This window comes from Streptomyces sp. NPDC008139, assembly GCF_042957025.1.
Taxonomy (GTDB): domain Bacteria; phylum Actinomycetota; class Actinomycetes; order Streptomycetales; family Streptomycetaceae; genus Actinacidiphila.
In genome coordinates this window covers 164,351-178,047 of record NZ_JBIBHM010000010.1, presented here as the reverse complement: position 1 = coordinate 178,047, position 13,697 = coordinate 164,351, and the positions used below count along the sequence as shown (strand labels likewise).

General features: G+C 71.0%; 17 protein-coding genes and 2 pseudogenes. 10 read left to right on the top strand and 9 right to left on the bottom strand.

Features of this window, described 5'->3' with window-relative positions:
* Positions 1 to 13: 13 nt before the first annotated feature.
* Positions 14 to 1,258: an MFS transporter gene (locus ACFZBB_RS22670; protein WP_391125176.1), complete on the top strand. Its 1,245-nt coding sequence runs from the start codon at positions 14 to 16 to the stop codon at positions 1,256 to 1,258.
* Between the two features lie 96 nt (positions 1,259 to 1,354).
* On the opposite strand, the gene ACFZBB_RS22665 is transcribed toward ACFZBB_RS22670, so the two are convergent.
* On the bottom strand, positions 1,355 to 2,488 hold the full coding sequence (locus tag ACFZBB_RS22665) for a phosphatase PAP2 family protein (RefSeq protein ID WP_391125173.1): 1,134 nt from the start codon (positions 2,486 to 2,488) through the stop codon (positions 1,355 to 1,357).
* Positions 2,489 to 2,699: 211 nt separating this feature from the next.
* On the opposite strand from ACFZBB_RS22665, the gene ACFZBB_RS22660 reads away from it, so the two are divergent.
* Positions 2,700 to 2,894 (top strand): hypothetical protein, encoded by a 195-nt coding sequence (locus ACFZBB_RS22660; protein ID WP_391125171.1) that lies wholly within the window; start codon positions 2,700 to 2,702, stop codon positions 2,892 to 2,894.
* Positions 2,895 to 2,909: 15 nt separating this feature from the next.
* On the opposite strand, the pseudogene ACFZBB_RS22655 reads toward ACFZBB_RS22660, so the two are convergent.
* Positions 2,910 to 3,440, bottom strand: a pseudogene (locus ACFZBB_RS22655) (CatB-related O-acetyltransferase); the annotation flags it as partial.
* 232 nt (positions 3,441 to 3,672) lie between these two features.
* Between ACFZBB_RS22655 and ACFZBB_RS22650 the strand changes: the two are divergent.
* The 3 genes from ACFZBB_RS22650 (at position 3,673) to ACFZBB_RS22640 (ending at position 5,962) form a co-directional block, all read left to right on the top strand.
* Positions 3,673 to 3,861 (top strand): hypothetical protein, encoded by a 189-nt coding sequence (locus ACFZBB_RS22650; RefSeq protein ID WP_391125168.1) that lies wholly within the window; start codon positions 3,673 to 3,675, stop codon positions 3,859 to 3,861.
* 411 nt (positions 3,862 to 4,272) lie between these two features.
* Positions 4,273 to 5,274, top strand: a complete 1,002-nt coding sequence (locus tag ACFZBB_RS22645) for an NAD(P)-dependent oxidoreductase (RefSeq protein WP_391125165.1) — start codon at positions 4,273 to 4,275, stop codon at positions 5,272 to 5,274.
* A gap of 10 nt (positions 5,275 to 5,284) precedes the next feature.
* Positions 5,285 to 5,962: an HAD-IA family hydrolase gene (locus ACFZBB_RS22640; RefSeq protein WP_391125163.1), complete on the top strand. Its 678-nt coding sequence runs from the start codon at positions 5,285 to 5,287 to the stop codon at positions 5,960 to 5,962.
* A 175-nt stretch (positions 5,963 to 6,137) separates the two neighbouring features.
* Here ACFZBB_RS22640 and ACFZBB_RS22635 read toward each other — a convergent pair whose 3' ends face one another.
* Positions 6,138 to 6,704 (bottom strand): hypothetical protein, encoded by a 567-nt coding sequence (locus tag ACFZBB_RS22635; RefSeq protein ID WP_391125160.1) that lies wholly within the window; start codon positions 6,702 to 6,704, stop codon positions 6,138 to 6,140.
* A gap of 229 nt (positions 6,705 to 6,933) precedes the next feature.
* Complete coding sequence (locus ACFZBB_RS22630; RefSeq protein ID WP_391125157.1) at positions 6,934 to 7,467, bottom strand: DUF2231 domain-containing protein; 534 nt, start codon at positions 7,465 to 7,467, stop codon at positions 6,934 to 6,936.
* A gap of 282 nt (positions 7,468 to 7,749) precedes the next feature.
* Here ACFZBB_RS22630 and ACFZBB_RS22625 point away from each other — a divergent pair, with 282 nt between their 5' ends.
* The 5 genes and pseudogenes from ACFZBB_RS22625 (at position 7,750) to ACFZBB_RS22605 (ending at position 9,750) form a co-directional block, all read left to right on the top strand.
* A complete protein-coding gene (locus ACFZBB_RS22625) occupies positions 7,750 to 7,989 on the top strand; it encodes a hypothetical protein (RefSeq protein WP_391125154.1) in 240 nt (79 codons plus the stop codon).
* The gene (locus ACFZBB_RS22620) at positions 7,986 to 8,228 is read left to right on the top strand and encodes a hypothetical protein (protein WP_391125151.1); all 243 of its coding nucleotides are present in this window, start codon (positions 7,986 to 7,988) and stop codon (positions 8,226 to 8,228) included. Before ACFZBB_RS22625 ends, ACFZBB_RS22620 begins: the two co-directional genes overlap by 4 nt.
* A pseudogene (locus tag ACFZBB_RS22615) lies at positions 8,225 to 8,395 on the top strand (dihydrodipicolinate synthase family protein); the annotation flags it as partial. The gene ACFZBB_RS22620 and the pseudogene ACFZBB_RS22615, both read left to right, overlap by 4 nt.
* The gene (locus tag ACFZBB_RS22610; RefSeq protein ID WP_391125667.1) at positions 8,395 to 8,643 is read left to right on the top strand and encodes a hypothetical protein; all 249 of its coding nucleotides are present in this window, start codon (positions 8,395 to 8,397) and stop codon (positions 8,641 to 8,643) included. The pseudogene ACFZBB_RS22615 and the gene ACFZBB_RS22610, both read left to right, overlap by 1 nt.
* Positions 8,644 to 8,646: 3 nt before the next feature.
* On the top strand, positions 8,647 to 9,750 hold the full coding sequence (locus ACFZBB_RS22605) for a GNAT family N-acetyltransferase (protein WP_391125148.1): 1,104 nt from the start codon (positions 8,647 to 8,649) through the stop codon (positions 9,748 to 9,750).
* 333 nt (positions 9,751 to 10,083) lie between these two features.
* Here the strand turns inward: ACFZBB_RS22605 and ACFZBB_RS22600 are convergent, their stop codons facing one another.
* The 5 genes from ACFZBB_RS22600 to ACFZBB_RS22580 all read right to left on the bottom strand — a co-directional run bounded on the left by ACFZBB_RS22600 (position 10,084) and on the right by ACFZBB_RS22580 (position 13,663).
* Positions 10,084 to 10,494: a DUF1003 domain-containing protein gene (locus tag ACFZBB_RS22600; RefSeq protein WP_391125145.1), complete on the bottom strand. Its 411-nt coding sequence runs from the start codon at positions 10,492 to 10,494 to the stop codon at positions 10,084 to 10,086.
* Between the two features lie 101 nt (positions 10,495 to 10,595).
* Positions 10,596 to 11,330, bottom strand: coding sequence for a hypothetical protein (locus ACFZBB_RS22595; RefSeq protein ID WP_391125142.1), 735 nt, complete (start codon positions 11,328 to 11,330; stop codon positions 10,596 to 10,598).
* Between the two features lie 238 nt (positions 11,331 to 11,568).
* Complete coding sequence (locus ACFZBB_RS22590; RefSeq protein WP_391125139.1) at positions 11,569 to 12,093, bottom strand: hypothetical protein; 525 nt, start codon at positions 12,091 to 12,093, stop codon at positions 11,569 to 11,571.
* 263 nt (positions 12,094 to 12,356) lie between these two features.
* Positions 12,357 to 13,079, bottom strand: a complete 723-nt coding sequence (locus ACFZBB_RS22585; protein ID WP_391125136.1) for a glycosyltransferase — start codon at positions 13,077 to 13,079, stop codon at positions 12,357 to 12,359.
* A complete protein-coding gene (locus tag ACFZBB_RS22580; RefSeq protein WP_391125651.1) occupies positions 13,076 to 13,663 on the bottom strand; it encodes a methyltransferase domain-containing protein in 588 nt (195 codons plus the stop codon). Before ACFZBB_RS22580 ends, ACFZBB_RS22585 begins: the two co-directional genes overlap by 4 nt.
* Between the last annotated feature and the right edge of the window lie 34 nt (positions 13,664 to 13,697).

The following is a 13,697-nucleotide window of genomic DNA, read 5'->3' as shown; positions in this document are numbered from 1 at the left end:
CGATCTTGGACTCATGACCGTTTCCACAACCGGGCAACCCGTCGCCTCTCTACGACCGGTGCCCTCTCCGCGCCATCACCATTTCGGCTTCTGGGCCGCGACCTGGGTCTTCCTGGCGGTGCTCGCCTTCTCCACCGCGCCGAGCCCGCTCTACGTGCTCTACGCCGACCGGGATCACTTCTCGTCGCTGATGGTGACGATCGTGTTCGCCGCCTACGCGGTGGGCGTGGTCGCGAGCCTGTCCCTCGCCAGTCACCTCTCCGACGTCCACGGCCGCCGCGTCCACCTGCTCGCCGCCGTGTGCTTGTCGAGCGTCAGCGCGGTGGTGTTCATCTTCTGGCCCGGCCTGGCGGGGCTGTTCGTCGCGCGCGTCCTGACCGGGGTGGCCGTGGGCCTCACCGTCTCCACCGCCACCGCCTACCTCAGCGAATTGCACACGGGACACCGCCCCGGGACCGAGACCATCCGGCGACCCCAACTGGCCGCAGCAGGGGCCAACTTCGGCGGGCTCGGCCTCGGCGGCCTGTGCGCGGGCCTGCTGGCCCAGTACGCGCCGCACCCGCTCGTACTGCCCTACCTGGTGCTGCTCGCCGCTCTGGTCATCGGGGCGATCGCCCTGATCGCGTCCCCCGAGACCCGCCACCGGCCGCGGCCCCTGCCGCCGTACCGCCCCCAGCGGGTCTCGGTCCCGATCCATGCCAGGCCCCAGTACTTCGGGCTGCTGGTCGAGGTGTTCGTGGCCTACGCCGGAGTCGCCATCTTCCTGGGCCTGGCCGGGACGTTCCTGGCCACGGTGATCGGCGACACCTCGCTGGCGATGGCCGGGCTGGCGATCTTCATCGCGTGCGCCGTCGGCATCGTGGCCCTGGTCGCCACCGGCACGTGGCCCGTCAGGCGACTGCTCGTCGTCGGCCTCCCGATCGACCTCGCCGGCCTGGCGATGGTCGTCGTGGCGGCCTGGCTGCCCACTCCCAGCCTCGGTCTGTTCCTGGCCGGCGGCGGCGTGATCGGTGCCGGGGCCGCGATCCTGTACAAGGGGACCCTCGGCAGCGTCGTCGCCATCTCGCCTCCCGACAAGCTCGGCGAGAGCCTTTCCGGGTTCTTCCTCGCCGGCTACGTCGGGCTCTCGCTACCGGCGGTGGCGGGCGGCATCGCGCTCCAGTACCTCACCCCTCGGACCACGCTGCTTGTCCTCGGCGCGGCGGCCGGGATCGGGGTCCTCGGCTCCTCCTGGCTGGTCCTGCGCAAGCGTGCGTAGGCGGGCGCAGGACCGGGGTTCGGCTGTTCGGCCCCACAGAGATCTGCACGGAGCCGCGCCGCTGGAGAAGCGAGCCAGCGGCGCGGCGCGCGGGGCTCAGTCGACGTGGCGGACTTCCGTCCGGAGTTCGGTCCGCTCTGCCGCCGGTGCTTCCATCAGCGGTTCGCTGAGCGCTTCGGCCCGGGCTTTCGTCGCCTTGCGGCGGCGGATCCAGAGGAGTCCCGCGCCGCCGGCGCCCAGGACGAGGGCGGCCCAGGCGACGGTCCACACGGCGGCGCGGGCCGTGGGGTGGGCCGTCAGGAGGGCGATGGTGATTCCCGCGACGTAGACGAGGGCGCCCAGCACGTACAGGCGCTGGCCCCATCGGCGGGTGCCGCGGTCGGGCTCGGCGGCGGGCGTGAAGGGGGCGGGGGAGAGCGGGGAAGGGCTCGTGTTGTCGGCAGGCTGCGTCATACGGGGGCGTCTACCCGGTGCGGGGAGCGCGACTCCGCGCGGGCGCGGGGTGGCCGAAGGGATGATCAGGATCGCCAGACCCAGCAGAGCGCAGCCCACGGCGCAGTCGAGCCAGTAGTGGTTGGCCGTGCTGACCACCACCAGGAGAGTGATCAGGGGGTGGAGCAACCACAGCCAGCGCGCCCTGGAGCGGTGAGCGGCGATCATGCCGACCGCGATGGCCAGTGCCCAGCCGACGTGCAGGGACGGCATCGCCGCGAACTGGTTGGACATGGAGTGGTTCTGCGGGGTGCCGTGGTAGACGGCGGGACCGTAGCGGGCCGCGGTGTCGACCATGCCCGAGCCGGTGAGCAGCCGGGGCGGGGCGAGCGGGTAGAGCAGGTGGCCCACGAGCGCCAGCGCGGTCTGGACGACGATCGCGCGGCGGATCCACACGTAATGCGTCGGGCGGCGCAGGAACATGTAGCCGAGGAAGAGCGCCATCGCCGGGAAGTGCACCGTCGCGTAGAGGTAGTTGGCGGCGTGGATCACCGTTTCCCAGTGCATGACGGCGCGTTGGACGAGCCGTTCGCTCGGCAGATGCAGGGCGCGTTCCAGGCCCCACACCGAGTGCGCGTGGGGAAACGCGTCGTCCGTATGGCCGTTGGCGATTTTGCGGCCGTATTTGTAGCCCGCGTACACCGCCGCCAGCAGGGCCGCCTCGGGCAGCGCGCGGGCCAGTCGGCCGGGTCCTGGTCGGTTGACGGCCGCGATCGGCAGAGCGACGTTCCCGAACACGTTCTCCCCTGTCTCCCGGTGGCGACGTCGTACGTGACGCGTACGAGTTCGTCTGCCCTCGGTCGGCGGGTTCAGTGGCACCGGGTGAGGCCGCGGCGCGTCTGCGTATCGCGGTCGGGTCGCCGCCGGGCTGCCGCGCCGGCTTGACAGGTTCGGGAGGGAAGAGGCACGTCGGCGGACCTTCGCCGAGATCCTCGAGACGGCGGGCCGGATGGCCGAGACCGAGGGCCGGCGGGCGGTGACCATCCGGCGGATCGCCGCCGAGATCGGCTACAGCGCGCCGGTGATTCACCGCTCGAGGGCCTCGACGGGCACTGGGGAGTACCTGATGGCGCCCTCGCACGCCCTCACCGACCGGATCGGCCTGCCGCTGCTGGACGGTCGGCCGGATCGTCGTCGTAGGTGACCTGTGTGCGCGGTGTCAGGGCTGGTCGGTCGGCGCGGCGGCCTCCAGGTCGGCGACGGTCCCCGACATGATCGTCCGTACCTGCCTGGTGATGTGCCGCACCGGCCAGTCCCACCACGCCATGGCGAGGAGCCGGGCGATGTCGGCGTCGTCGTGGCGGGTGCGGATGAGCCGGGCGGGGTTGCCGCCGACGATGCCGTAGTCGGGGACGTCGCGGGTGACCACGGAGCCGGCGGCGACGATCGCGCCGTGACCGATGCGTACGCCGGGCATCACCGTGGCGCCGCGCCCGAACCACACGTCGTTGCCGACGACCGTGTCGCCCCGGCCGGGCAGGTCGGTGATCAGGTCGAAGTGCTCCGCCCAGGAGCCCCCCATGGTGGGGAACGGGAAGGTGGAAGGGCCGTCCATACGGTGGTTGGCGCCGTTCATGATGAACCGGGTGCCCGTCCCCAGCGCGCAGTACTTGCCGATGACGAGCCGCTCGGGACCGTAGTGGTAGAGAACGTTGCGCGTCTCGAACGCGGTCGCGGCGTCCGGATCGTCCTCAATCCGGGCGCCGACCAGTACATGACCGAACTCGACATACAGCGCGCCTCCGCCGCGGCCCTGCTCCGCACCGAAGCGGGAAGGGACCCCTGCAACCGCGAACTGAGCGACCTGAGCGGCGAGTTGTCCACCCGTAGCGACCGCCTCCCGCTCTCATCGCCAGCGCCACCTGACACCGGCCCTCGCCCTCGTTCCCGTCATCCGCCGGCTGCGCAGCACCGACTCCGCAGTGCGTTCCGAGGCGCGTCGCGACCTGCTGGACAGCGTCGGCGGCCTGCTGATCCTCGGCAGTCTGCCGCTGAGCCTGCTCGCGGAATCCTGGTTCTGGCTCACCCTCGTCGGCCTCGCGGTTGCCGCCCCCGCCATGACCGCGAAGGGCGTCCGTCAGCTCCGCGCCCGCCGACCACCCACGGCCTGATCCGCACGACGGCCGCCAGAGTCGGCTGTGCGCGCCCTGGCGAGGTGTCACGGTCCAGCACGTAAGGGGGAGCGGGCAACTCCCTTCGAGGCTCGGGCCGATCAGTCGGTGGCCTCACCAGGCGGCCATGAGTCGGAAATCAGCGACAGGCCGCGTCTCGCCCCCCTGAGCCCCGTCCCCGCTCCCGGACGCATGATGACGCCCGCGATGGCAGGCTGGCGGGTGTGGCCGTGCCGACAAGGTCGCCGCCGCTGGTCACAGCCTCCTGGTCACTGGCGCCAAGCCAGGGGCGGCGGGCCGTGACCTGGTCGTCCGAAGTCCCGACGTACGTACGCGAGGAGCCCTATGAGCACCCCCGCCCCTGCCCCAACCCCCGCCCCTGCCCCAACCCCCGCGCCGACCAAGCCAGTTGTGGTTCTGCGCCCGGCCCCGCAGCGCACGGACCGCATCTTCACCCCCGCCGCCCTGGGGTCGCTCCGCGACCGCTTCACCGTGGTGGACCTGGAGAAGGACCCCTCCGAGGAAGCGCTGGAGGAGATTCTGCCCGACGCCTTCGCGATCGTCGGACAGCCCGACCTACCGGCCCAACGGCTCGCCCGCGCGGGCAGCTTGCGGGCTCTGCTGAATGTCGAAGGCAACTTCTTCCCCAACGTCGACTACGCGACCTGCTTCGAGCGCGGCATCCACGTCCTGGGCTGCGGCCCCGCCTACGCCCAGGCGGTCGCCGAGTACGCGCTCGCCCTCGCGCTCGACCTCGCCCGGGGCATCAGCCGGGAGGACCGCGCCTTCCGCGCGGGACAGGAGCGGTACGTCTCCGACGGCAACGCCGACGCCGTACTGCTGCAAGGCTCCGACGTGGGCCTGGTCGGTTTCGGCAACCTGGGCCGCGGCCTCAACCGGCTCCTCGCCCCCTTCCGGCCCACCATCCGCGTGTACGATCCCTGGCTGCCGCCCGGCGTCCTGCGTGAACACGGTGTGCTGCCCGCCTCGTTGGACGAGACCCTGTCCCGCAGCCGCTTCGTATTCGTGCTGGCCACCGTCACCGACGAAAGCCGCCACCTCATCGGTGAGCGCGAACTCCACCTGCTGCCGGACGGTGCCCGACTCGTCCTGGTCAGCCGCGCCCCGGTCGTCGACTACCCGGCGCTCCTCTCCCACGTCGCGCGCGGACGCCTCATGGCCGGCATCGACGTCTGGCCGGACGAACCTGTCGCCCCCGACGACCCGGCCCGCTCCCTTGACGGTCTGGTGCTGTCCGCACACCGCGCGGGCGGCATCCCGGCGGCCTTCGAGACCATCGGCGACATGGTTCTCGACGACCTCACCCTCATCGCCCAGGGACTTCCGCCCGCCCGGATGCAGACCGCCGCCCGTGAACTGGTCGGCCGCTACCGCAACCGCCCCGTGACCTGAGGGACCGTCCATGACCGCACAGCCCCACCCGCCCTCCGCGCTCGACATCCCCTGCGACGGCCTGCTCTTCGACAACGACGGAGTCCTGGTCGACTCCGATCACGGCGTCGACCGGGCATGGAGCCAGTGGGCCCGTGACCGCGGCCTGCCGCCGGAACAGGTGACCGCCATGGTGCACGGCCGCCGGTCGGCCGACACCGTAGCCCTCCTGGTGACCGACCCGGACGAGCGGCCGGCGGCACTCGCCGCGATCGACCGTATGGAGGTCGAGGCCGCAGCCACCACCACAGCGCTCCCCGGTGCCCTCGGCCTCCTCACGAGCCTGCCGCGCGACCGGTGGGCGGTGGTCACCTCCGGAGTCACCGTCCTGGCCAGGGCGCGCCTCGCGGCGGCGGGACTGCCCACTCCGCCCGTGCTCATCGCCGCGGACGACGTCAGCCACGGCAAACCTGCCCCTGACGGCTACCGCGCCGCGGCCCGGAAGCTGGGCTTCGCCCCGGCCCGGACGGTCGTCTTCGAGGACAGCGCCGCGGGGGCGGCGGCCGGAGCCGCGGCAGGCGCGGTTGTCGTCGGGGTCGGGCGGCGAGGACTGGCCACCCACGCCCCCGTCGTCGTCCGCGACCTGCGCGGCCTCGCCTGGCACGACGGCGTGCTCAGTCTCGCCGCCGCAGACCTGCTGCGCTGGTGACCACGCCCTTCCCCTCCGCCGTCGGCTTCCCCGGAAGGCCCGGACGCGTTGCGTTTGCCCGGCCGCTCGACGCCGGATTCGCCCACCGGGGCATCTCCGTGCGCGGGAAGCGGACCCGCGCAGTAGCCGATGGCGACCTGGATCTCGTGAGCGGCGTGATGGGCGGGAGCGCGCCTCAGTACCCGCCTCCGCCGGTGGTGGAGCCGGTCGACGGTGAGGCCGACGTGGAGGCCGCGGTGGTGACCGCGTTGCCGCTGGGGCTGACCACGTACCACAGCGCGCCGAATGCGGTGAGGCCCTGGCCGTTGGTCTCTCCGGGCTTTGTGTCCTTGGCGAAGTAGTACAGCGGGTGGCCGTTGTAGGTCACTTGGGTCGAGTGGTCCGACCGGGTGCTCGTTCCGACCAATGAGGCGGTCACGCCGCTGTTGTTGGGCTTTCCGGTCGTGGTCTGCGGGGGCCAGGCCTGCGTGCAGGATCCGTTGCAGGTCGACGTCTTCCCGGTGTCGGCCTTGAACAGGTACAGGGTCCTGCCGGAGGCGTCGACCAGGATCTGACCGAGCGGCGAGCTCGCTGTCTTCACCGTGGCGGCGCTGCCGGTCGACGCGGAGGCACTGGCACTCGCGGTGGTGGCGCCGGCGCTGGAATGGGGGGTGAGGGAAGTCGTGGAACTGGAGCTGCCGCATCCGGAGGCAGTGGCCACAACGGCGGCCATGCCAACGGCGAGGGTGATGAAGCGCTTCATGACAGGCCCCTTGACCTGGGGGGATGTGGTGACATCGACGCGCCGACGGCGGGCCGCGGCACCACGTTACGCACCGGCGCCCCGCCCCATTACCCGGGCGAACCGCCCCACGCCGACCCTCACTCGCGCGGGTGACCGAAGGGCCGCGACGGCGTCCAATTGACCTAACAGGGAGGTCCGTGGACATCAGCCGATCGGAGTCCTTCGGCGCCGAGGTGCGGAGAGCCCGTCAGCCGTTGTGTCCCGACGGGTGCTTGTCGTAGTTGTCGTTCCAGGACGCCTTCGCGCCGGAATCACCGATGCGGTACACGTCGACGACCGCACCGGCGGACACGACCACCGCCAGTACGGCGGCGGTCGCACGCAGAGCCGTCGGCAGACTCCGCCGCGTGCCTGCGGACGGAACGCTCTCGGCGGCCGACTCCCCGGACCGTGCGGTCCGGCGCCCCAGCCACCAGACCCCGAGCGTCACGAGGAACAGCCCTATCGCCCACGGCAGCAGACCGTCGCCCAACTCCGCGTGCTTACGCACCAGAGGATCGTTGCCCACACGGGCCTTGAGCCACTCCCCGGCATGCGTCGTGACCGGCACCAGCGCCAGGGTCACCAGCCCCAGCAGCGGAAGCGACAGGCCCATGCGCCGGGCATACCGGGGCTGGACCGCGCAGACCACCGCGGCCAGGGCCGTCAGCGGCACCAGCACCACCACGAAGTGCACGAACAGGACGTGCGCCGGAAGGCCGTTGATATGCGTAAGACTCATGGGGGGCTTCTCCACAGACGAGGGCGTGCGCAGCGGGCCCGCCGGGCAACCCGGCCGCCGCTGCTCGGAAGGAGATCGCAGCCTTCCACGCCAACTTCTCAAGTCCTTCTGAAAATCAGCCCGCTGGCAGCCGTCCGCCCAGAGGAGTCGCCGGCTCGGCGGCCGGTCAGGCTGAGCGCGACATCGACGATCCTGGAGGAGCTCATCGGCATCGCCGAGAGGTCGGGTGCCCGGGTCGAGGTCTACCACCTGAAGGCGGCCGGCCGGGACAACTGGCCCTTGATGGCCTCCGCGATCCAGCGCATCGAGGAAGCCAGGGCCAGCGGCCTCGCCGTCACGGCCAACGTCTATCCGTACGAGGCGGTCGCTACCGGCCTGGACGCCTGCATCCCCCCGCGATTCCACGACGGCGGCCCGGACGTGTTGCGCGGCAAGCCCGCGCCCTACGGGTCCTTCGCCGGGTTCTCGGTCCGTACGTCAGGGACGGCGTCCTGCGGATCGAGGACGCCGTCCGACGGATGACGAGCTTGCCCGCGCGGACGCTGCGTCACACCGACCGCGGCGTGATCCGCGAAGGCGCCTTCGCGGATCACGCGAGCTTCGAGCCCGACAAGGTCCGGGACCTCGCCACCTACTCCCACCCACACCAGTACGCCGACGGGATGCGGCACGTGATCATCAACGGAGTCGTCGCGCTCCGCGGGGGAAAGCCGACCGACGAGCTCGGCAGTTGGCCGAGGTCGCTCGGAGCACCCGCGTGACGTCGTTCAAGGACACCGGGGGTGACGCGGTGAAGTTCGCCACGGTCCTTCACCACTACGCGGACGTCATCCAGCCGCTCAACGGCTACGACACCCTCACGTTCTCCGGCATCGCCGCCGGCGCGCGGGCGGGAGTCCGGGGAGCGGCGAGCCTCATCCCCCACCTGTGCGCGGACTTCTACGAGACCCTCGCGGTCCGCGGCGCCATCGCCGAGGCGCGGGAGCAGGGGACAAGATCTTTCCGATCTGCGAATTCCTTGAGGCGCACCCGTACACGAGCGCGATCAAGACCGGCGTCGACCTGGTCGGCGTCCCCGGCGGACCTCCCAGGCTCCCCACCCTCCCCCTGGCCCAGGAGCACGCGAACACCCTCGCCCGGCTGCTGCGCAGCGCCGGGATCGAGCTGGCCCGCTGACGGGTGCTGCACACCTTCGCCATGACGCCGCTTCATGCGCTCTTGCATCCGACGGGCTGTCAGGACACGCTTTGCGCGGAGCCCTGTGAACGCCTGTTCAGTGGAGGTGAGCGCGTGACCGCGCCTGCTCAAGTGGGGATCGAGATCGTGCGAGCGACTCCGGCGCATGTCCCTATGATCTTCGCGTTGGCACAGTCCAGGAATCTGGACGGAATCGATCCGGTTGAGGCCAGCCGGGACGGATTCCTGGTGTCGGAGTACACCGACGAGATGTACCAAAGGCGATTGGTGAGCGCCGAGCACTTCTACGTGGCCGTCAAGGGAACCGACGTCCTGGGATTCCTCCTGGCCTACAGCGACGCCCAGATCGAACCTGACGAGTGGCTGAACCATCGGATCAAGACCACGCTCGGCAGCTTCCTGGTGATCAAGCAGGTGTGCGTGGCCCGTGACGCGTCGCGGCAGGGCGTCGCGTCACGGCTGTACCACCATGTGCTGGAGCGCTGGACGGCCAACCCGGTGATCGCCGCGGTGGTCAATGAGCCGCTCAATGAGGCGTCGAGCCAGTTCCACCGGAAGATGGGCTTCGAGGAACTGACACGGTTACGACCGCCGGACGGCCGACTGCGCGTGGTGTGGGTCTCGCGCAAGCCGCGGGAGTCGATGTTGCAGACCCAGTACGAGATCGCGGTCGACTTATACAAACATGAGGACCTCCTCAACTGGAACAAGCTCAACAATTTCCTCTACATCACCGCCGGCCTCGCGGCCACCTTGGCGTTTACCCTCGGCAAGGAGGGCGCGCGGTCACGGGAAGTGGCCCGGGGTGTCGGAGCGGTCATCACGGTGATCGGGTTCGTTTCCGGGCTGGCGTTCGCCGTCATGCTGCGCTATGGACGCCGCTATTTGCAGACCCGCAAGAGCACGGTCGTGGAGCTGGAAGAGCACATGGCGTGGCACGGTGGACAGCGGATAGTGGGACGCCGGATGACAGAGCCGGGATCAGCGTGGCTCCAGGCGTCCCCGACCGGTCTCGTGATGGTGCTGCTTCCCGTCTTCGTCTCACTGGGCTGGCTGGCGATGCTGGTGGTCGTGCTGACGAACTGATGCTCCCTCAAGTACCTCCCTCCACCAGTGCCGTGTGTGGTCAGTGCGGCTTTCGGATGCTGTCGATGATGCGGGTCCAGTTGTCGCTGCCGTGTCCGTTGTCGATGGCGCGGCGGTAGTCCGAGCACGGGCGCACGCTCAAACAAGCGCTCGGGCCGCCCGGCGTCTGGGGGAGCGAACGAATGCGTCGCGAAGGCTCCGAAGTGGTCGAGGTAGCCGAGATCTCCCACGGCTGAGGGCTGTCCGGTACCGATCTTGAACTCGTCTCGGGCAGGGTGAGCCGCCGGGCGGCCGTACCGGTGGTTCTATCGGCCCGGTGCGCTTCGGCGGGGCCTATGGGCCCGCGGTGCGTCCTCCCGTGCTCATTCGGGTGCGGCTGTCGGCAAGGGCTGCCCGGACCTCGCGCTCGATCTGCTCGGGGTCCAGGCCGAGGGCTTTGCCTATGTGCGCCGACCACACCTCCGAGCGCAGATTCGTCTCGAAGTCCAGGTCGGCGCGGACGTTCTCCCGGGTCGCCTGCCGGTTCTGGCTGACCATGACGAAGGTCGACAGGAAGATGGCCTCCAGGCTCACGATCATGGTGAGCAGCCCGTACGGATACGCGTCGAAAGCCGCCGACCGGCCCAACAGCCCCTGGTTGTAGGCGATCCAGGCCGCGAACCATGCCGCGTGCAGATAGACGAAGCCCATCGTGCCCGCGAACGAGGTGATGGCGTCGGCCATGCGGTCCTGCGTGCCCCGCATCCTGGCGTACACCACCCGTTCGTGCCGGAGCCGGACCGGCGGAAGATGGGGGAGCGGACGGTTTTCGGCGGGGGAGTCCATACGGCCCATAGTGCCTGTGATCAGTCGGATGACGGCTCGGTTTCCCTGACCGTAGCGGGTGCGGGGCGGATCAGGGTTCCGGTGGTGCCGAGGAGGATGCCCAGGGCGTTGTCGACCGGGCCGATCGCCGCGACGCCGCCGGTGCGGGTGACGAAGTCGGCGGCGACCGAGGCGCGGGTGATCACGGCCTCGGGCAGACGTACGCAGGACAGTTCGTCGGGGGTCAGCCGCAGCAGCGGCCTGGGATGGCCGTGTCCTCCCGCGGCGAACAGGTGCGTGGCGCCGGTGAGGAACAGCAGGATGTCCGCGTCCAGTTCGACGGCCAGCAGCGCCGCCGTCTGATCCGGGTCCACCGTCACCGGTACGGTCCGCAGGCGCGCGGTGCCGCGTTCCCGTATGACGGGGATGCCGCCGCCGCAGACCACCACGGTGCCGTCGGCCAGCAGTTCCCGGACGACCTGAGCCTCGGGAACGGCCTGCGGGCGTACGCGGGGCCGGTCCGGCAGGCTCACCTGCGGGTCGTGGGCGCCGACCTGGGCGTGGGTCACGAGCGCGACCACGGTACGGCCGACGAGCACGGAGTCCAGCGCGCGTACCAAGCGCGATCCGGTGACGGCCTGGGTCTCGGCGGGAGCGCCGTGGACGATGACGACCTCGTGGCCGGCCCGGAGGAGTTCTGCCAGCGACGCGGCGGCCGGATCGAGACCGTCGTCGCCGGCGAAGGTGTCGGTGTCGATGCTGACGATGATGCGCATACGGACGCTCCTCGGGAGGGGCGGAACTCCCGAGGGCGCGTATCGCCGTGGCGTCCCGCCCTGTCCACGCTCCCGCGCGCACGGCCGGGTGTCGTGGGGCACAAGGGCCCGAGACGTGTGCCGGTCGGCCCGCCCGGTCGGCGCCTGACGGCCCTGCGGCCGTAGGAGCGCCCCGCCGTAAGGACGCGACAGCGCTTTCCTGGCCGGGCCCCGGTGGACAGCCGGTGCGGGACAGGTCTCAGCCGGCCGGCTGCAAAGCCCAGTAGTGCGGGTCGATGGGGGCTCGCCGTACGACGATGCGGCCGGTGACGTCGGGGCTGTCGACGAGTTTCCCCCACGAGTTGGAGTGGTCGCTGGGGGTGTGCTCGATGTCCGCCCAGACGACGCTGCCGGGTCCTGCGGAGCCGTAGGAGACGGTCCACTCGGCGTACTTGTCGGAGCAGGTGTCGGTGACCTTCACGCGGTAGTCCGTCGTCAGGCCCAGGCAGGTGCGCGGGTCGGAGTCCGGTGTGGAGACTTCCATGGTTCCGTTGGGGCGTTGCCGTACCTGCCAGTTCGCCGAGCTGGAGGCGGTGTCCGTGCAGGCGCCCAGCGCCACCATGCCGATGCGCGCCTTCGTTTTGGGCCAGGTCAGGCACATGCCGTCCTTGAGGGCCGCGAAACGGTAGACCCCGTCGACGAGCGGGGCGGCGTGGGCGGGTTGCGCGAGTGCCGCGGTGGCGGCGGCAGCGGCGGCCATGATGGCGATGACGCGTGAACGCATGGGGTGGGACTCCTCGAACAGCCGTGGTGGATCTGATCGCGCGTCACGGGCGCGCGGTCGACGCGCAGCCCGCCGGAGACGGCGGCGGCACCGATCCTGGAGCACCGGCCCGCCCGGCGGCAGCCCGCGGCGGCCGCTGTCACCCGGCTGGCTGAGCCGCGTCACCCGATGGCGTGGCGGTCAGAGGTCCCCGCGCTGTCGCTGGCGCGAGTGGCGTCGATCGTCGTTGGTTCCACGTACCCCTTGGCCGATACGTCGCCGGGTCAGCTCGCCGGTTCGCTGCGGGCGGTGTGTTCGGCCTGCGCGGCGAGGAAGTCCGCGAAGCCGCCGCGGGCGCGGCCGTGCAGACGGGGCGAGGTCATGACAGGGGCGGCCGAGGTGCGCAGGACGCGATGACCGCGGCCGACCAGCGCGGCGACCAGTGCGTGGTCCTCGCCGACGTCGAGCGGCGGGAACCCGCCCACATCGCGGTAGGCGCTGACGCTCAGGCCCAGGTTGGCGCCGTGGATATGGGGGTGGTGCCAGTGGGCGCCGTCGGCCGGACGGGTGGCTTCGTAGCTGAGCTGGTGGCGGGCGGTGAGGGCGGTCGCCGTCGGCACGGTCACGGTGCCGACCACCGCGTCCCACCCGTCACGGGCGAGAGCGCTGTGGTGTGCCAGCCAGTGCGGGGGTACGACGCTGTCGGCGTCGGTGGTGGCGATCCACACCCGCTCGTGCGGGACGGCGATCTCCGCCAGCGCGTGCTCGGCGCCCGTGGCGCGCGCCCGGCCCGGACTGCGGAAGCCGACCGGCACCACGAGGGCTCCGGCCCGGTGCGCGATCAGGGCCGTGCCGTCACGGCAGGAGTCCGCGACGACGACCGTGCGAATCCGCACGGCGGCGAGTGCGGGGTGGCGCGCGGCAGCCGCGAGCGCCTCCAGCGCGGCGGGCAGGAGCGCCTCCTCGTTGTGCGCCGGGATGACGACTGCGATGGCCTCGACCCTCACACCAGACCCTCGCGCTCGGCGGGACCGGGCGGGCTGCTCCCGTCGGCCAGATCACGGCCGTGGACCTGGAGGACGAAGTCGGCCTCGCGGTGCTCGGCGAGCAGTGACAGTCCGGGCAGGCCGGTCACGCGGTCCGCGATCTCGGTGCCCGTCCACAGGTGTTCGGGCACCGGGTGGTTCCAATGCACGGTGACGAGACTCCCGCCGGGCTCCAACGCCGTCCGTGCCCGGTCCAGAAGTCTGTCGAGATCGCGAGCGGCGAAGTAATAGAGCACTTCGGACAGCACGATCAGATCGAAGGATCCGTCCGGCCACTCGTCGGGCAGCGTGAGCTGACGTACCGTCACATTCTCTGCTCCGGCGGTACGTTGCCGAGTGGTCGCCACGGCCGACGCGACCCGGTCGCAGGCGAGTACCTCGTCGCAACGGGTCGCCAGTCGGCGAGTCAACTCACCCACCGAGCAAGCGGGTTCGAAGGCCCGGCGGTAGCGCGGCAGGGGGAGCGCGGCCACGGTGATGTCATACTTGCGCTGCTCGTACCAGCGTTCGGCGAGGTGCCAGGGGTCCTCGCCCCCGCCGTACATCGTCTCGAAGTAGGCGGCGGGCGTACTCGCCGCG